Consider the following 18,288-nt stretch of genomic DNA (forward strand, 5'->3'; position numbering starts at 1 on the left):
ATCCACATGAGCCTGCCCGACACCATTCGCTGGGAGCGGAGCGACGACGGGGTCGTCACCCTCGTCATGGACGACCCCGGCCAGTCCGCCAACACCATGAACGCCGCCTTCAAGGCGTCCCTCGCCGCGGTCGCCGACCGGCTGGAGGCCGAGAAGGAGTCCGTACGGGGCGTCGTCATCACCTCCGCGAAGAAGACGTTCTTCGCGGGCGGCGACCTCAAGGACATGATCAAGGTCGGGCCCGAGGACGCGCAGCAGGTCTTCGAGACCGGCATGGCCATCAAGCGCGACCTGCGCCGCATCGAGACCCTCGGCGTGCCCGTCGTCGCCGCCGTGGGCGGAGCGGCCCTCGGCGGCGGTTACGAGATCGCCCTCGCCTGCCACCACCGCGTCGCCCTCGACGCCCCGCACGTGAGGATCGGCCTGCCCGAGGTCACCCTCGGCCTCCTCCCGGCGGCCGGCGGCGTCACCCGCACCGTACGGCTCCTCGGCATCACCGACGCGCTCCTCAAGGTGCTGCTCCAGGGCACCCGTTACAGCGCGCCGCGCGCCCTCGAGGCGGGCCTCGTCCACGAGACCGCCGCCACCGGCGAGGAACTGCTGGCCAAGGCCCGTGCCTTCATCGACGCCCACCCCGAGTCCCGGCAGCCCTGGGACGAGAAGGGCTACCGGATCCCCGGCGGCACCCCGGCCAGCCCGCGCTTCGCGGCGAACCTTCCGGCCTTCCCCGCCACCCTCAGGAAGCAGCTGGGCGGCGCCCCCTACCCCGCGCCGCGCAACATCCTGGCGGCGGCCGTCGAGGGCTCGCAGGTCGACTTCGAGAACGCGCAGGTCATCGAGGCCCGCTACTTCACGGAGCTGGTCACAGGACAGACTGCCAAGAACATGATCCAGGCGTTCTTCTTCGACCTCCAGGCCGTCAACTCCGGTGCCAGCCGGCCCGCGGACGTCGCGCCCCGCACGGTCACGAAGGCCGCCGTCCTCGGCGCGGGCATGATGGGCGCGGGCATCGCCTACGCCTGTGCCAAGGCGGGCATCGAGGTCGTGCTCAAGGACGTCTCCCGGGAAGCGGCCGAGAAGGGCAAGTCCTACTCCGCGGGCCTGCTCGCGAAGGCAGTGGCCAAGGGCCGTACGACCGAGGCCGAGCGGGACGCGCTGCTCGCCCGGATCACGCCCACGGCCGACCCGAGGGACCTCGCTGGCTGCGACGCCGTCATCGAGGCGGTCTTCGAGGACCCGTCCCTCAAGCACAAGGTCTTCCAGGAGATCCAGCACATCGTCGCCCCCGACGCGCTGCTGTGCTCCAACACCTCCACCCTGCCGATCACCTTGCTGGCCGAGGGCGTCGAGCGGCCCGACGGCTTCGTCGGCCTGCACTTCTTCTCGCCCGTCGACAAGATGCCGCTGGTGGAGATCATCAAGGGGGAGCGGACCGGGGACGAGGCGCTGGCCCGCGCCTTCGACCTCGTCCGGCAGATCCGCAAGACGCCGATCGTCGTCAATGACTCGCGCGGCTTCTTCACCTCACGGGTGATCGGCCGGTTCATCAACGAGGGCGTGGCGATGGTCGGCGAGGGCCTCGACCCCGCCTCCGTCGAACAGGCCGCGGCCCAGGCCGGCTACCCGGCCAAGGTGCTCTCCCTGATGGACGAGCTCACCTTCACGCTGCCGCGCAGGATCCGGGACGAGACCCGGCGCGCGGTCGAGGAGGCGGGCGGCGTCTGGACCCCGCACCCGGCGGACGCGGTGCTCGACCGCATGCTGGACGAGTTCGGCCGCACCGGGCGCAGCGGCGGCGCGGGCTTCTACGACTACGTCGACGGCAAGCGGGCCGGCCTGTGGCCGGGGCTGCGGGAGCACTTCACCCGGGCGGATGCGGCGATTCCGTTCGAGGACATGAAGGAGCGGATGCTCTTCTCCGAGGCGCTGGACACGGTGCGGTGCCTTGAGGAGGGCGTCCTGACGTCGGTGGCCGACGCGAACATCGGGTCGATCCTGGGGATCGGGTTCCCGGGGTGGACGGGGGGCGCGATTCAGTACATCAACGGGTATGAGGGCGGGCTCGCCGGGTTTGTGACGCGGGCGCGCGCTTTGCAGGCGGCATACGGTGATCGATTCGCGCCGCCGCGCCTGCTTCTGGAAAAGGCGGAACGGGGCGAACGCTTCGAGTAGGAGGGATTTTTTCCCCAGTCCCGCCCCTTCCCGAAACCGGGGAGACCCCGGACCCCCAGCGCCCTGCGGGCGCGTCCTCAAACTCCCCCAGCTACCGCTGGGAGGTGCCCCCACGGGCTGATTTCAGCCCGTCCGGCGTTTGAGGACCGGGGTCCGGGGCGGAGCCCCCACGCGGCGGAGCCGCAAATCGACACAGCCGGGAAGGGGCGGGGTGGGGAAAGGCCCGCCGCAGGCGGCCTAGCGGGACGCCTCCGCCTCCTCCTCCGCGTACAGCGAACGCAGTTCACACCGCAGCGACCGCTGAAACGCCGTCACCAACGCCTGCACCACCAGCGGCTGCATATGCGCCGAGAGCGACTTCATGGCCGCCACATCCGGCGCGTCGACCTCGTCGCGGAAGAGCCGCGTCAACTCCCCGGCCGTGGCGCGCGCATGCTCCAGCAGAACCGTGCGCGCCGCCAGCAGCGTCTCCGGGGCGAGGGGGACGTCCAGCAGCCGTACGCCGAGGGGGAGCAGGCCCGGGTCGACGCGGAGGGGGCCGTCGGGGGAGAGCCGCTCCACCGCGCCCATCGCGACGAGCCGGTCGACGTCCTCCTCCGTGAGCGCGCGCCCGGCCCGCCGCTCCAGTTGCGCGTGGGTCGTCTCCTCGGGCTCGTCCGGTGTCCAGGAGGCCACCAGGGCGCGGTGGATGGCGAGGTCGTGCGGGCCGATCCCGTCGGGGAGCCGGCGCAGGTAGCGTTCGATGGCGGCGAGGGTGAGGCCCTGGTGCTGGAGCTCCTCGATCAGGGCCAGCCGCGAGAGGTGGCCGGGGCCGTAGCGCCCGACCCGGCGGGGGCCGATCTCGGGCGGTGGCAGCAGCCCGCGGCTGCTGTAGAAGCGCACGGTGCGCACGGTCACGCCGGCGCGGGCGGCCAACTCGTCGACGGTGAGGTCCGGTTCCTCGGTGTCCGTGGCCATCGGCGGCGCCTCGCTCTCTGTTCCGCACCTTGGGGTTCAACAGTATTGCTGTTTCACCGCCCATGACACAGGGGCAGGGCCCGTCGCACCACCGTGGGGTGCGACGGGCCCTGCCGGGCGTGCGGGATCAGCGGGATCAGTGGTGCGGGTGGGCGGCCTGCGCCTCCTGGATCTTCTGCCAGGACTTGGGCCGGGCCGGGGCCTTGAGCGACTTGGCGGACTTCCCCGCCTTGCCCGCCGTGGCGTTCGGCGACACGGCCGGCTTCGACGTGGAGAACAGCCAGGTGTCGAAGAGCTGCGCCAGCGGCTTGCCGGAGACCTTCTCGGCGAACGTCGCGAAGTCCTGCACCGAGGCGTTGCCGTACTTGTTCGCGGCCGTCCACCCCTGGAGGATCTCGAAGAACGTCTTGTCCCCGACCTTGGTGCGCAGCGCCTGGAGCGCGAGGGCGCCCCGGTCGTAGACGGCGCGGTCGAACTGCTTGTCCGCGCCCGGGTCGCCCGGCTTCACCGTCCAGAAGGCGTTGTCGGCGGGCACCCCGTTGTAGATGTAGTCGGCGAGTTCCTGGGTGGTGCCCTCGCCCTCCTTCTCCGACCACAGCCACTGGGCGTAGGTGGCGAAGCCCTCGTTGATCCAGATGTTCTTCCAGTCCTTCACCGAGACGCTGTCGCCGAACCACTGGTGGGCGAGCTCGTGCACGATCAGGGAGGTGTTGGCGCCGTTGCGGAAGCTGGAGGGGCTGTAGTATGGCCGGGTCTGGGTCTCCAGCGCGTAGCCCGTCTTGACGTTGGGCACATAGCCGCCGACCGCGGTGAAGGGGTACGGCCCGAAGAGCGAGCTCTCCCAGTCGATGATCTCGGGGGTGCGCTCGACGCTCGCCCGCACGGCCGGGGCGTTCTCGCCGAGGTCCTTGCTGTAGGCGTTGAGGACCGGCAGCCCGTTGGCGGTGGTGTCCTGCGTGATGTCGAACTTGCCCACCGCGAGCGTGGTGAGGTACGTCGCCTGCGGCTTGGAGGAGCGCCAGTTGTAGCGCGTCCAGCCGAGCTTGGAGCTCTGCGAGGTGAGGATGCCGTTGCTGACGGTCTGATAGCCGTCCGGCACCGACACCGAGATGTCGAACGTGGCCTTGTCCGTCGGGTGGTCGTTGCTGGGGAACCACCAGGCCGCGCCCTCCGGTTCCTGCGCCACGACCGCGCCGTCCGGGGTGCGGTTCCAGGCGGTGAAGCCCGCGACCTTGACCTCGGAGGGGGTGCCGCTGTAGCGGACGACCACGCTGATGTCCTTGCCCTTGGGGAGGGCGGCGGACGGGGTGATCTCCAGCTCGTGGACGCCCGACTTGGCGAACGTGGCCTTCTTGCCGTTGACCAGGACCTCGTTGACGTCGAGCAGGAAGTCCAGGTTGAAGCGGGACAGGTCCTGGGTGGTGGTGGCGAGCAGGGTCGCCGTGCCCTCCAGCTTGTCCGACTTCGGCTGGTACTTCAGCCTCAGGTCGTAGTGGGAGACGTGGTATCCGCCGTTCCCGGAGTCGGGGTAGTAGGAGTCCCCGACGCCTGGGGCACCCGGCGTGGGCTCGGCGGCCGACGCGGGGATCGCCAGCAGCAGGCAGACGGCGGCCGCGCCCGGAACGATGAGTCTGTGACGCACGAGTCACTCCAACTCGTAGAGGAGAACGATCACTCGGAGCCTATGTACTCACTGTGGAGGAGGGTATGTCCATGGGGCGGTCGACATGCGAACGTCATACGCCTGTCATCAGTTGTGTTTCCGGCCACCTCGTGAGACTGCTCGCATCCCCTTCTGCACGGCCGTCGGCCGCGCTACGGTCCGGCGATGCGCACACGTCCGCGGGACACCGCCCGCATACCCTGGACCGCAACCGTACTGGCGGCCGTCGCCGCCCTGTTGGCCGTGCTCGTCGCACCGGCGGGCGCGGCGACCGCGACCCCCGGCGGAGCGAAGCCGAAGGAGAGCAGACCCGTCTACTCGTACGACCGTGCCGTGCGCGAGTCCGTATGGGTGGACATCAAGGTCGACGGTGACGGTGACGGACGGTCCGACCGGGTCGCCGTCGACATCATCCGCCCCCGAGAGCCCGCCGAACAGGGCCGCCGGGTGCCGGTGATCATGGATGCCAGCCCGTACTACTCCTGCTGCGGCCGGGGCAACGAAAGCCAGAAGAAGACCTATGACGCACAGGGCAACCCCGTGCAGTTCCCGCTGTATTACGACAACTACTTCGTCCCGCGCGGCTATGCCGTCGCCCTGGTCGACCTGGCCGGAACCAATCGCTCCGACGGCTGTGTCGACATCGGCGGCCGCTCCGACATCCGCTCCGCGAAGGCGGTCGTCGACTGGCTGAACGGCCGCGCCCGCGGCTACAGCAGCCGCACCGGGCGGACGGCCGTCACGGCCGACTGGACCACCGGCGCCGTCGGGATGATCGGCAAGAGCTATGACGGCACCGTCGCCAACGGCGTCGCCGCCACCGGTGTCGAGGGCCTGAAGACCATCGTCCCGATCGGGGCGATCAGTTCCTGGTACGACTACTACTTCGCCAAGGGCGCCGCCCTCTACGACGGCGGCCCCGACGGGCTCTCGGACCGCATCGAGAGCCCCGAGGCGCGCACCCGCTGCCAGGCCGTCCAGCGCAAGCTCGCCGAGGGCGCACCGCGCAACGGCGACCGGACCCCGCTGTGGAGCGAGCGCGACTACGTCAAGGACGCCGACAAGGTGCGCGCCAGCGTCTTCGTCGTCCACGGCGCGCAGGACCTCAACGTCCGCACCAAGCACTTCGGCCAGTGGTGGGACGCGCTCGCGCAGCAGGGCGTGGAGCGCAAGATCTGGCTGTCGCAGACCGGGCACGTCGACCCCTTCGACTTCCGCCGCGACGCCTGGGTGCCCACCCTGCACCGCTGGTTCGACCACTACCTCCTCGGCTACGCCAACGGCATCGAGCGCGAGCCCATGGCCGACATCGAGCGCGCCCCCGACCAGTGGTCCACCGACCGCGTCTGGCCGCCGAGCGGCACCCGGACCACCGCGCTCCGCCCGGCCGCGGGCCCCGTCGCCGGCGTCGGCACCCTGGGTCTCGCGCCCGCACCGTCCGGCACCACCGCTTCCTTCACCGACGACCCGAAGCTGAACGAGGGCGACTGGTCCGCCCACATCGACGAATCCACCCCCGGCAAGGCCGGGTTCACCACCGGACCGCTCGTCCGCGACCTGCGGCTGTCCGGCTCCTCCACCGTCCGCCTCACCGTCACCCCGTCCACCGCCTCCGCCCACCTCTCCGCCGTCCTGGTGGACCTCGGCCCGGCCACCATCCGCAACTACGCGGCCGACGGCGAGGGCATCCGCACCCTGACCGACAGCAGCTGCTGGGGGAGCGGCACCCCCGGTGACACCGGCTGCTTCAAGAACACCGCGGCCGACACCGAGCAGGTCGGGTACACCGTCTTCAGCCGCGGCTGGGCCGATCTCGGCCACTACGCCGGAGGCAAGGCGCGCCCGCTGACCCCCGGCAAGCCGTACACCCTCACCCTGGACCTGGCCGCCACCGACCACGTCGTCCCGGCGGGCCACCGCCTCGCCCTGATCGTCGCGGGCACCGACGCAGGGCTCATCGAGCCCGCCGCCACCAGCCCGCGGCTGACGGTGGACCTCGGCCGCACCTCCGCCGAGCTGCCGTTCGTCGGGGGACGCGCGGCCTTCGCCCGCGCGACGGCCGGCGGCCACCGCCCCGTGCCGCACCCGGGCACCCCGCCGTACGGCTTCCGCCCGTCGGCGCCGTCCCACGTGCCGGCCTCCTGAACGACCGCGCGGTCCCGCCCCGGTGGCGGGATCGCGCGGGTGTCACAGGTCGCCCATAGAAAAAACTGTTATGGGACCGGGCCCTCGAGCGGTTAGAGTCGGCGCATCATGAGCGCCACCCTCGTCGCCAAGGACCTCGCAGCCGGACACGGCGACCGCACCCTCTTCGCCGGGCTCGACCTCGTCGTCGCCCCCGGCGACGTCATCGGACTGGTCGGCGCCAACGGCGCGGGCAAGTCGACCCTGCTGAGGCTGCTCGCGGGCCTGGCCACCCCGGAGGAGGGCGCCGTCCGGCTCAGCCCGCCCACCGCGACCGTCGGCCACCTGCCCCAGGAGCCCGAGCGCCGCCCCGGGGAGACCGTGCGGGCCTTCCTCGCCCGCCGCACCGGCGTCGCCGAGGCGCAGGCCGCCCTCGACGCCGCCACCCAGGCACTGGTGGACGGCGCCCCGGGCGCCGACGACGCCTACGCCCACAGCCTCGACCGCTGGCTCGACCTCGGCGGCGCCGACCTGGAGGAGCGCGCCGAGGAGGTCACCGGCTCCCTCGGCCTCACCGTCGGCCTCGACCGGCCCATGACCGCGCTCTCCGGCGGCCAGGCCGCCCGCGCCGGCCTCGCCTCGCTGCTGCTCAGCCGCTACGACGTCTTCCTCCTCGACGAGCCCACCAACGACCTCGACCTGGACGGCCTGGCCCGTCTGGAGTCCTTCGTCACCGGGCTGCGCGCGGGCACCGTCCTCGTCAGCCACGACCGCGAGTTCCTCGCCCGCACGGTCGACAAGGTGCTCGAGCTCGACCTCGCCCAGCAGCAGATCACCCTCTACGGCGGTGGCTACACCGCCTATCTGGAGGAGCGCGAGACCGCCCGCCGGCACGCCCGCGAGGCCTACGAGGAGTACGCCGACACCCGCGCCGGCCTGGAGGCCCGCGCCCGCACCCAGCGGAACTGGATGGAGAAGGGCGTCAAGAACGCCCGCCGCAAGGCCACCGACAACGACAAGATCGGCCGCAAGTTCCGCACCGAGTCCACCGAGAAGCAGGCCGCCAAGGCCCGGCAGACCGAGCGGCTCATCGAGCGCCTGGACGTGGTCGAGGAGCCCCGCAAGGAGTGGGAGCTGCGCATGGAGATCGCCGCCGCGCCCCGCTCCGGCGCGGTCGTGGCCACCCTGCGCGGCGCCGAGGTCCGCCGCGGCGCCTTCACCTTCGGCCCCGCCGACCTCCAGATCGACTGGGCCGACCGGGTCGCGATCACGGGCGCCAACGGCTCCGGCAAGTCCACGCTCCTCGCCGCGCTCCTGGGCCGCCTGCCGCTCGACGCGGGAGCCGCGGCGCTCGGCCCCGGCGTCGTCGTCGGCGAGGTCGACCAGGCGCGCGCCCTCTTCTTCGGGACCGAGGCGCTGCTGGACGCCTTCGAGGCGGCCGTGCCCGAGCTGGAGCCCGCCGACGTCCGGACGCTGCTCGCGAAGTTCGGGCTGAAGGCCGCCCATGTGCTGCGCCCGGCCGCCACCCTCTCCCCGGGCGAGCGGACCCGCGCCGCCCTCGCGCTGCTCCAGGCCCGTGGCGTCAATCTGCTGGTCCTGGACGAGCCCACCAACCACCTCGACCTGCCGGCCATCGAGCAGTTGGAGTCCGCGCTCGCGTCGTACGAGGGGACGCTGCTGCTCGTCACCCACGACCGCCGGATGCTCGATGCCGTCCACACCACCCGCCGCATCGAGGTCGCGGACGGCCGTCTCACAGAGAACTGACAGGGTCGGAAACCGCAACAGCCCGTCCGGGTGAAGCGGTGTCCGAAAACAAACCCAGGTACAGGCCAATGTTTGGCCAAGCGATGACCATGGCGGACGGGGCGACGCGCCGTGCTCGGTCGTCCCCAGGCCCCGCCCGGTGGCGGATTTGAACTGCTGATGGGGATGCTCCAGCAGGTGTTCGATTTGCGGAATGTTGGCTTCGTCATGCGAACCCTGCGCCGGGGGGCGGCGTCTGTGGTGGCGGACGTCCCGAGGGCGTCCGTTCCACCCGCCGTCGAATTAAGGCGAATAGAGGCGTACCGATGTCCCCGTCCCTTTCCGGCCCACAACCCGGCACACAGGACCCCCCTGTGGGGCAGGCCCGCTACCGCAGTGCCCCGGCACCGCACCCGCGCACCCTGCTCGACGTACTCGGCACCACGATCGCCGCACATCCCGAGGCCCTCGCCCTCGACACCGGCACCGAGGCCCTCACCTACCGAGCCCTGAGGGACGAGATCACCGCCCGCGCCGACCGGCTGCGCCGCGCCGGCATCGGCCCCGGCGACCGCGTCGGCATCCGCATCCCCTCGGGCACCGCCGAGCTGTATCTGGCCATCCTCTCCGTGCTGGCCTGCGGCGCCGCCTATGTGCCGGTCGACGCGGACGACCCCGAGGAGCGCGCCACCACCGTCTTCGGCGAGGCGGGCGTCTGCGTCGTCCTCGGCGCCGACGGCCTCCACACGGCCGGACCCGTCCCCCCCTCGCGGACGCAGCGGCCGGAGCCGCTCCCGCAGGACGACGCCTGGATCATCTTCACCTCCGGCTCCACCGGCGCCCCCAAGGGCGTCGCCGTCACCCACCGCAGCGCCGCCGCGTTCGTCGACGCCGAGGCCGCGCTGTTCCTCCAGGGCAGCCCGCTGGGCCCCGGCGACCGGGTGCTGGCCGGACTGTCCGTGGCCTTCGACGCCTCCTGCGAGGAGATGTGGCTGGCCTGGCGGTACGGCGCCTGCCTCGTTCCCGCTCCCCGCGCCCTGGTCCGCGCCGGTCACGAACTCGGCCCCTGGCTGGTCGAGCGGGGCATCACCGTGGTGTCCACCGTGCCCACCCTCGCGGCACTGTGGCCCCCGGAGTGCCTGGACCGGGTGCGGCTGCTGATCGTCGGCGGCGAGGCCTGCCCCGCCGCGCTCGTCGACCGCTTCGCCGTGCCCGGCCGCGAGATGTGGAACACCTACGGCCCGACCGAGACCACCGTCGTCGCCTGCGCCGCCCGGATGCACCCCGGCGAGCCCGTCCGCATCGGCCTTCCGCTCAACGGCTGGGAACTGGCCGTCGTGGACGAGACCGGGGCGCCCGTGCCCTTCGGCGCCGAGGGCGAGCTCGTCATCGCGGGCGCGGGCAACGCCCGCTACCTCGACCCGGTCAAGGACGCCGACCGCTACAGTCCCTCCGCCGCCCTGGACACCGACCGCGCCTACCGCACCGGCGACCTCGTCCGCGCCGACCCCGAGGGCCTGGTCTTCGCGGGCCGCGCCGACGACCAGATCAAGATCGGCGGACGCCGCCTCGAACTGGGCGAGATCGACGCCGCGCTCAGCGCCCTGCCCGGCGTCCAGGGCGCCGCCGCGGCCGTACGCACCACCCCGGCGGGCGGCAAACTCCTCGTCGGCTATGTGCTGCCGGACGGCGGCTACGAACGGCACAAGGCGAGAGCTCTGCTGGCCGAGCGGCTGCCCGCCGCCCTGGTCCCCGTCCTCGCCGAGGTCGGGGAACTGCCCACCCGCACCTCCGGCAAGGTCGACCGCGACGCCCTGCCGTGGCCGCTGCCGCAGACCGCCGAGGACGGCGAGGAACTGCACGGCACCGCCGCCCGCCTGGCCCACCTGTGGGAACAGCTGCTCGGCACCCGGCCCACCGCCGAATCCGACTTCGTCTCCCTGGGCGGCACCAGCCTCACCGCCGCCCGCATGGCGTCCTCGCTGCGCGAGCACCACCCCGGCGTCTCCGTCGCGGGCCTCTACCGGCACCCCGTCCTGCGCGACATGGCCGACCACATCGACTCCCTCGCCCCCGCGCGCACCACGGGCCCCGCGCCCGAGGTGCGCCCCGTGCGCCCCTTGCGGCGCCGCACCGGCGTGGCCCAGGTCCTCGTGCAGTGCGCGCTGTTCGGCGTCGCCGGGCTGCGCGGGCTGGTCGGCCTCGCCGCCGCCGACAACGTCCTCGGACTGCTGGCCCCCGAGGCCTGGGCGCCGCACACCTCCTGGTGGCTGGTGCTGGCCGGCTGGGTGGTGCTCTTCAGCGCACCCGCCCGGTTCGCGATCGGCGCCGCGGCGGCCCGCACCCTGACCCGCGGCGTCAAGCCGGGCGCCTACCCCCGCGGCGGCCGCGTCCACCTGCGGCTGTGGGCCGCCGAACGCACCGTGGCCTCCTTCGGCGTCCCCGCACTCCTGGGCACCCCCTGGGCCGCCTGGTACGCCCGCGCCCTCGGCTGCAAGGCCGGCCGCGGCGTGGCCCTGCACGCGATGCCACCGGTCACCGGCCTCGCCGAATTCGGCGACGGCTGCGGCATCGAACCCGAGGCCGACATCTCCGGCTGGTGGCTCGACGGCGGACTCCTGCACGTCGGCGCCGTGAAGGTCGGCGCGGGCGCCCGGGTGGCGCACCGCAGCATGATGATGCCGGGCGCCTCGCTCGGCGCGAACGCCGAACTCACCTCCGGCGCCTGCCTGGACGGCCACATCCCGGCCGGCGAGACCTGGGAGGGCTCCCCGGCGCGCCCGCGTGCCCGCGCGGCCGCACCACGCACCGCGGCCGCACGGGCCGACGCGGGCGCGCGCACCGCCGCACTCCGCAACGCCGCCGCGGGCCGCACCGCGACCGCAGGCGTCGACGGCGCGGTCCCGCGCCCCCTGGACGAGGCCGCCGCGGACCGCGCCGGGCAGGTGCTCCACGCGCCCGCCCCCGACCTCCCGCCGACGGTCCCGCGCCCCACGGACGGCGCCTGCGCCGTACGGCACGACGCCGTCGCGCACGGCACCGGCAACGCCGACGCCCTCGCCCATGACACGGACGGCTCCGGACGCGGCGGCACGGCCGTCTCCTCCCGGCCGTTCACCCGCAACCGCCGTGCCGCGCGCGGCGCCTCCGCGTCCGTCCGGCCGCAGCCCACCGGGCGGCCCGAGCCGTACGCGGGCCGGGCCAAGGGCCCGCTCCGCTCCGGCGGCGGCCGCACCGCGCGGCGCGCCCGCCCCGCCCCGCCCACCACCCCGCGGATGGCGCTGCGCTGGCGCCTCGCCTACGGGCTGTCCCTCGGGGCCCTGCCCCTGCTGCCGCTCCTCTCCGCGCTGCCCGCGCTGGTCGGCACGTACTACCTCGTCAAGGGCTGCTCCACGCTGATCTCCGTGTCGCTGCTGCTGCTCGCCGCCGCGCCCGTGCTCACCGTCGCCACCACCCTGTGCTGGGCGCTGGTCGTCGCCGGGGTCGTCCGGCTCCTCGGGCGCCGCATCACCCCCGGCGACCACCCCGCCACCGGCGGGGTCGCCTGGCGCGCCTGGCTGGTCACCCGGCTGCTCGACTCCACGCGCTCCAGCCTCTTCCCGCTCTACGCGGGCCTCGCCACCCCCGTCTGGATGCGCCTGCTGGGCGCCCGCGTCGGCAAGAACGCCGAGATCTCCACGGTGCTCCCGCTCCCGTCGCTGCTCACGGTCGACGACGGCGCGTTCCTCGCCGACGACACCCTGGTCGCCCCCTACGAACTGCACGGCGGCCGGATGCGGCTGGGCACCGCGCGCATCGGGCGGCGCGCCTTCGTCGGCAACTCCGGCATCGTGGGCCCCGGCCGCAGCGTGCCCGACCACGGTCTGATCGGCGTCCTCTCCGACACCCCCGAGCACAGCGAGCCGGGCTCCTCCTGGCTGGGCCGCCCCGCGATGCCGCTGCCCCGCGTCGCGACCGTCGCCGAGGCGGGCCGCACCTTCGACCCGCCGCGCCGCCTCGTGTTCGCCCGCGCGGCCGTCGAGATGTGCCGCGTCCTGCCGCTGATCATCGGCTTCGCGTTCGCCGAACTGGTCCTGCTGGGCGAGCAGGACGCGCTCGACACCGGAGGCCCCGGTCTCGCCGCGGCCGTCGGCGCCCCCCTGCTGCTGGCCGCCGCGGCCGCCGCCGGACTGACCGCCACCGCCGCGAAGTGGCTGCTCATGGGCCGCTTCAAGGTGGGGGAGAAGCCGCTGTGGAGCTCCTTCGTCTGGCGCAACGAGCTGTACGACACCTTCGTGGAGTCCCTCGCCGTGCCGTGGATGGCCGGTCCCTTCACCGGCACCCCGGTCCTCAACTGGTGGCTGCGCAGCCTCGGTGCCCGGATCGGCCGCGGCGTGTGGTGCGACACGCACTGGCTGCCCGAGACCGACCTGATCACCATCGGCGACGGCGCCAGCGTCAACCGCGGGTGCGTCCTGCAGACCCACCTCTTCCACGACCGGATCATGCGGATGGACACCGTCCACCTCGCCGCGGGCGCCTCGCTGGGCCCGCACGGCATCGTCCTGCCCGGCACCAGCATCGGGGAGCACGCCGCCATCGCGCCCTCCTCGCTGGTCATGCGCGGCGAGTCCGTGCCCGCCGGGACCCGCTGGGCGGGCAACCCGATCGCAGGGGAGCGCGTGGCATGAGGGGCGACGGCGCATGACCCTCCTGGCCCGATTCCCGTGCAGCCGCCGCGCCGTCCTGACGGCCGCGGCGGCCCTCCCGCTCGCCGCGGCCGCGGCGAGCACCGGCGACCCCGCCGAGCGCGTGGGCGGCGGGACGGCGCGCTACTTCCCGCGCCACGGCTCGTACGGCCACCGCACCCTCGCCTACGACCTGCGGCTCTCCTACGATCCCGAGACCGCCTGGCTCGACGGCCACGCCCGCATCGACGCGGTCGCCAACCAGGGCACCCGCCGGGTCGAACTCGACCTGGCCCGGCTGACCGTGCACTCCGCGGAGATCGACGGCAGGCCGGCGACCGTGCAGCGGCGGGACGGCAAGGCCGTGCTCACCGCCGAGCGGCCGCTCGTGGCCGGCCGGCCCTTCACCGCGGACATCCGCTACAGCGGCAGCCCGGCGCCCGTGCGCACCCCGTTCGGCGCGATCGGCTGGGACCGCACCGGTGACGGTCACGACGGCACCCTCGTCGCCTCCCAGCCGCTCGGCGCGCCCTCGTGGTTCCCGTGCAACGACCGGCCGGACGACAAGGCCGCCTACACCGTCACCGTACGGGTGCCCGGCGGCCACCACGCGCTCGCCAACGGCACCCTCCGCGAGCGCCGGGACCTCGACGACGGGTCGGTGAGCTGGACCTACCACCACCCCGGCCCGATGGCGTCCTACCTCGCGGCCGTCTACACCGGCCGGTTCACGCACGAGACGCACGACACGGAAAGCAGCGGCTCACCGGTCCCGCTGCGCAACGCCTACCCCGCCCACCTCGCCGACCGGGCCCGGCACGACCTGGCCCGCCAGCCGCAGATGCTGCGCGCCTTCACGGAGCTCTTCGGCCCGTACCCCTTCGAGACGTACGGCGCGGTCGTCGTCGACGCCGAACTGGCGGCGCCCGTCGAGAACCAGACGCTCTCCGTCTTCGGCAGCAACCACATGGACGGCAAGCGCGGCTGGGAGACGCTCGTGGCCCACGAGATCGCCCACCAGTGGTACGGGAACAGCGTGAGCCTCGCCGACTGGCGGCACATCTGGCTCAACGAGGGGTTCGCCACCTACGCGGAATGGCTGTGGTCCGAACACCTCGAGGAGGACGACGCCCACACCCTCGCCGTCCAGGCATGGCGGGAGCTGTCCGGGCGCCGGCAGAACCTGCGCATCGGCGACCCCGGGCGCAGCCGCCTCTTCGACGACCGGATCTACGTCCGGGGCGCGTGCACCCTGCACGCGCTCCGGCTGGCCCTGGGCGACGAGCGGTTCTTCACGGTGCTGCGCACCTGGCACGCCGCGCACCGCGGCGGCAGCGCGGACACCGACGCGTTCGTCGCCCACGCGGAACGGACGGCGGGGCGGCCGCTGGCGGACCTGATCCACCCCTGGCTGTTCGACAAGACACTGCCGGACTTCCCGGAGCGGTCCACCGCGGTGTGACCGTCAAGCCGACCGCCCGGCGCGCCTACCAGTGCGCCGGGCGGTTCAACGCCGGTGGCAGTACGGTGCTGCCGTCGCCCTTCGCGGCGTCGAGCTGGGACTGGATGAGGAAGATGCTGTCCGTCAGGTCGGCGCCCCTGAGGTCCGCCCCGCGCAGATCGGCCCCTATGAGATCGGCCAGCCGCAGGTCGGCGCCCCTGAGGTCGGCCCCGATGAGATACGCCCCCCGCAGATTGGCGCCCCGCAGGTCCGCGCCCTTGAGCTTCGCCCCGATGAGGTCCGCTCCCCGGCGCTCCTTCTTCCTGCCGCCGAACCCGGCGCGCGCGAGCTCGCTCGCCCGCAGCAGCAGGGGGTTGACCTGCTGCCGGACCGCCGGGACGTCGACGGCAGCGAGGGCCTCGGGATCCCGGGCGGTCAGGCGCTCGGTCTCCTCCAGCGCGCGAGTGAGCTCACCGTGCACCGGCCGGGCCGCGGGCAGCGCCCGCGCCTCCGTCAGATACCACAGCAGCTCGTGGAGGTCCCGCATGACCGGGAACACGTCGAACATCCGCTGCCCGCCGTCCGGCGCCGACCGCCAGTCCCGCCCGCCGAACGTCACCTGCGACACCTTCTGCCCGGCACCGAAACAGTCGTAGACCGTGCAGCCCCGGAAGCCGCGCGGACGCAGCTCGGTGTGAATGCCGCACCGGAAGTCCGTCCGCAGATTGGGACAGGGCGTCCGGGCGGGCTTGTCGACCGCGAAGTCCGACGAGGCCGAGAACGCGGGCACGGTGCAGCACAGGGCGAAGCAGTTGGCGCAGTCGGCTTTGAGGTCGGCGGGTATGTGGGGCAACGATATTCCTGTCGGGTTGCTGAACGGCGGGGGAGGGCGCGGGTGCGTGGCGCCTGCGGCGGGCTTGTTCCCCTATCCCGCCCCTTCCCGAAACTGGGGCTCCGCCCCAGACCCCGAAGCACGCTTCGCGCGCTGTCCTCAATCTCCCCCAGCTACCGCTGGGAGGTGCCCCCACGGGCTGAATTCGCGCACCCTTGGGGGTCTGGGGGCGAAGCCCCCAGTTTCGGGAAGGGGCGGGGCTGGGGAACAAACCCCGCTCGGCTAGCGGCGCTTCGGGTCCAAGAGCCCCGCTCGCCTCAGCGCATCCGCCATCGCGTCATTCGACGGCGCCACCGCGCGAGAACCGCCACCCCCACCGTCGCCGCGCCGCGGCTTCGGCGCACCGGTCCGGCCGGAGCCACTGCGCGTTCCCTTACCGGGCGCCGTCCCCTCGGCGGGAGCCGCATCGTCCAGCCGCAGCGTCAGCGACACCCGCTTGCGCGGGATGTCGACCTCCATGACCTTCACCCGCACGATGTCACCGGGCTTCACGACATCCCGCGGGTCCTTCACGAAGTTCTTCGACATCGCCGACACATGCACCAGACCGTCCTGGTGCACACCGATGTCCACGAAGGCGCCGAAGGCCGCCACGTTGGTGACGACGCCTTCCAGCAGCATCCCCGGCACCAGGTCGCCGAGCTTCTCGACGCCCTCCTTGAACGTCGCCGTCCGGAACGCCGGGCGCGGGTCGCGCCCCGGCTTCTCCAGCTCCCGCAGGATGTCGGTGACCGTCGGCAGGCCGAAGGAGTCGTTGACGAAGCTCTCCGGGCGCAGCGAGCGCAGCACGCCCGTGTTGCCGATGAGCGCGGCGACCTCGCCGCCCGTGGACTTCACCATCGCCCGCACCACGGGGTAGGCCTCGGGGTGCACGCTGGAGGCGTCCAGCGGGTCGTCGCCGCCGCGGATCCGCAGGAAGCCCGCGCACTGCTCGTACGCCTTCGGGCCGAGCCGGGCCACGTCCTTGAGCCCCTTGCGGGAGCGGAAGGGGCCGTTGGCGTCGCGGTGGGCGACGATGTTCTCCGCGAGGCCCGAGCTGATGCCGGAGACCCGGGAGAGCAGCGGCGCGGACGCGGTGTTCACGTCGACGCCGACGCCGTTCACACAGTCCTCCACGACCGCGTCGAGCGAGCGGGAGAGCTTCACCTCGGACAGGTCGTGCTGGTACTGGCCGACGCCGATGGACTTGGGGTCGATCTTCACCAGCTCGGCGAGCGGGTCCTGGAGCCGTCGGGCGATGGAGACCGCGCCGCGCAGGGACACATCCAGCCCGGGCAGCTCCTGCGAGGCGAACGCGGACGCGGAGTACACCGAGGCGCCCGCCTCCGAGACCATCACCTTGGTCAGCCCCAGCTCCGGGTGGCGGGCGATCAGGTCCGCCGCGAGCTTGTCGGTCTCGCGCGACGCCGTGCCGTTGCCGATCGCGACGAGCTCCACGCCGTGCTCGCGCGCGAGGCGGGCCAGCGTCGCCAGCGACGCGTCCCACTTCTGCTGCGGCACGTGCGGGTAGATCGTCTCCGTCGCGGCGACCTTGCCGGTCGCGTCCACGACGGCGACCTTCACGCCCGTACGGAAACCGGGGTCGAGGCCCATCGTGGCGCGCGTGCCCGCCGGGGCGGCGAGCAGCAGGTCGCGGAGGTTCGCGGCGAAGACCCGGACCGCCTCGTCCTCGGCGGCCTGGCGCAGCCGCAGCCGAAGGTCGATGCCGAGGTGGACGAGGACGCGGGTGCGCCAGGCCCAGCGCACGGTGTCGGCCAGCCACTTGTCGCCCGGGCGGCCGCGCCGGGCGATGCCGAACCGCTGGGCGATGGCCTGCTCGTACGCGGTCGGGCCCTCCGCGGCCGACGGCTCCTCCGGCTCCAGGGCGAGATCGAGGATCTCCTCCTTCTCGCCCCGCAGCATGGCCAGCACCCGGTGCGAGGGCAGCGCCGTGAAGGGCTCGGCGAAGTCGAAGTAGTCGGCGAACTTCGCGCCCGCCTCCTCCTTGCCCGCCCGCACCTTCGCCGCGACGCGACCGCGCGTCCACATGCGCTCGCGCAGCTCGCCGATCAGGTCGGCGTCCTCGCTGAACCGCTCGGTCAGGATGGCGCGGGCGCCCTCCAGCGCGGCCGCGGCGTCCGCGACACCGCGCTCGGCGGAGACGAAGGCCGCGGCCGCGGCGAGCGGATCGACGCCGGGGTCGCCCAGCAGCCCGTCCGCCAGCGGCTCGAGACCGGCCTCCCGGGCGATCTGCGCCTTGGTGCGCCGCTTGGGCTTGAAGGGCAGGTAGATGTCCTCCAGCCGGGCCTTGGAGTCGGCCGCGAGGATCTGCGCCTCCAGCGCGGCGTCCAGCTTGCCCTGCGCGCGCACGGAGTCGAGGACCGCCGTGCGGCGGTCCTCCAGCTCCCGCAGATAGCGCAGCCGCTCCTCGAGGGCGCGCAGCTGCGCGTCGTCGAGCATCTCGGTCGCTTCCTTGCGGTAGCGGGCGATGAACGGCACGGTCGAACCGCCGTCGAGCAAGTCGACGGCCGCCTTCACCTGCCGCTCCCGCACGCCGAGCTCCTCGGCGATCCTGCCTGCGATCCTGCCCTCGGTCGACGCACCCGCTGCCGTCACGATCACGCTCCGCTTTCTCTTCGAGCTGCGA

General features: G+C 73.3%; 9 protein-coding genes. 5 read left to right on the forward strand and 4 right to left on the reverse strand.

Annotation, left to right across the window (positions count from 1 at the left end; translation table 11 throughout):
• Positions 1–6: 6 nt before the first annotated feature.
• A complete protein-coding gene (locus DXZ73_RS33450; RefSeq protein ID WP_116214693.1) occupies positions 7–2,172 on the forward strand; it encodes a 3-hydroxyacyl-CoA dehydrogenase NAD-binding domain-containing protein in 2,166 nt (721 codons plus the stop codon).
• 237 nt (positions 2,173–2,409) lie between these two features.
• On the opposite strand, the gene DXZ73_RS33455 is transcribed toward DXZ73_RS33450, so the two are convergent.
• Complete coding sequence (locus tag DXZ73_RS33455; protein ID WP_116214694.1) at positions 2,410–3,129, reverse strand: MerR family transcriptional regulator; 720 nt, start codon at positions 3,127–3,129, stop codon at positions 2,410–2,412.
• A gap of 136 nt (positions 3,130–3,265) precedes the next feature.
• A complete protein-coding gene (locus DXZ73_RS33460; protein WP_116214695.1) occupies positions 3,266–4,771 on the reverse strand; it encodes a M1 family metallopeptidase in 1,506 nt (501 codons plus the stop codon).
• Between the two features lie 186 nt (positions 4,772–4,957).
• Between DXZ73_RS33460 and DXZ73_RS33465 the strand changes: the two genes are divergently transcribed.
• The 4 genes from DXZ73_RS33465 (at position 4,958) to DXZ73_RS33480 (ending at position 14,791) form a co-directional block, all read left to right on the forward strand.
• Positions 4,958–6,937 carry a Xaa-Pro dipeptidyl-peptidase gene (locus tag DXZ73_RS33465; protein WP_116214696.1) on the forward strand — a complete coding sequence of 660 codons (1,980 nt, stop codon included), beginning with the start codon at positions 4,958–4,960 and terminating at the stop codon, positions 6,935–6,937.
• 108 nt (positions 6,938–7,045) lie between these two features.
• A complete protein-coding gene (locus tag DXZ73_RS33470) occupies positions 7,046–8,683 on the forward strand; it encodes an ABC-F family ATP-binding cassette domain-containing protein (protein WP_116214697.1) in 1,638 nt (545 codons plus the stop codon).
• Between the two features lie 305 nt (positions 8,684–8,988).
• Positions 8,989–13,332, forward strand: coding sequence for a Pls/PosA family non-ribosomal peptide synthetase (locus DXZ73_RS39760; RefSeq protein WP_425315885.1), 4,344 nt, complete (start codon positions 8,989–8,991; stop codon positions 13,330–13,332).
• A 13-nt stretch (positions 13,333–13,345) separates the two neighbouring features.
• A complete protein-coding gene (locus tag DXZ73_RS33480; RefSeq protein ID WP_116214698.1) occupies positions 13,346–14,791 on the forward strand; it encodes a M1 family metallopeptidase in 1,446 nt (481 codons plus the stop codon).
• A 25-nt stretch (positions 14,792–14,816) separates the two neighbouring features.
• On the opposite strand, the gene DXZ73_RS33485 is transcribed toward DXZ73_RS33480, so the two are convergent.
• Entirely contained in the window at positions 14,817–15,623 is an 807-nt protein-coding gene (locus DXZ73_RS33485) for a pentapeptide repeat-containing protein (protein ID WP_240351605.1), read from the reverse strand.
• 261 nt (positions 15,624–15,884) lie between these two features.
• Positions 15,885–18,257 carry a helix-hairpin-helix domain-containing protein gene (locus DXZ73_RS33490; RefSeq protein ID WP_116216043.1) on the reverse strand — a complete coding sequence of 791 codons (2,373 nt, stop codon included), beginning with the start codon at positions 18,255–18,257 and terminating at the stop codon, positions 15,885–15,887.
• Positions 18,258–18,288 lie beyond the last annotated feature (31 nt).

The organism is Streptoverticillium olivoreticuli subsp. olivoreticuli (genome assembly GCF_003391135.1).
In the GTDB taxonomy this organism is placed as follows: Bacteria; Actinomycetota; Actinomycetes; order Streptomycetales; family Streptomycetaceae; genus Streptomyces; species Streptomyces blastmyceticus.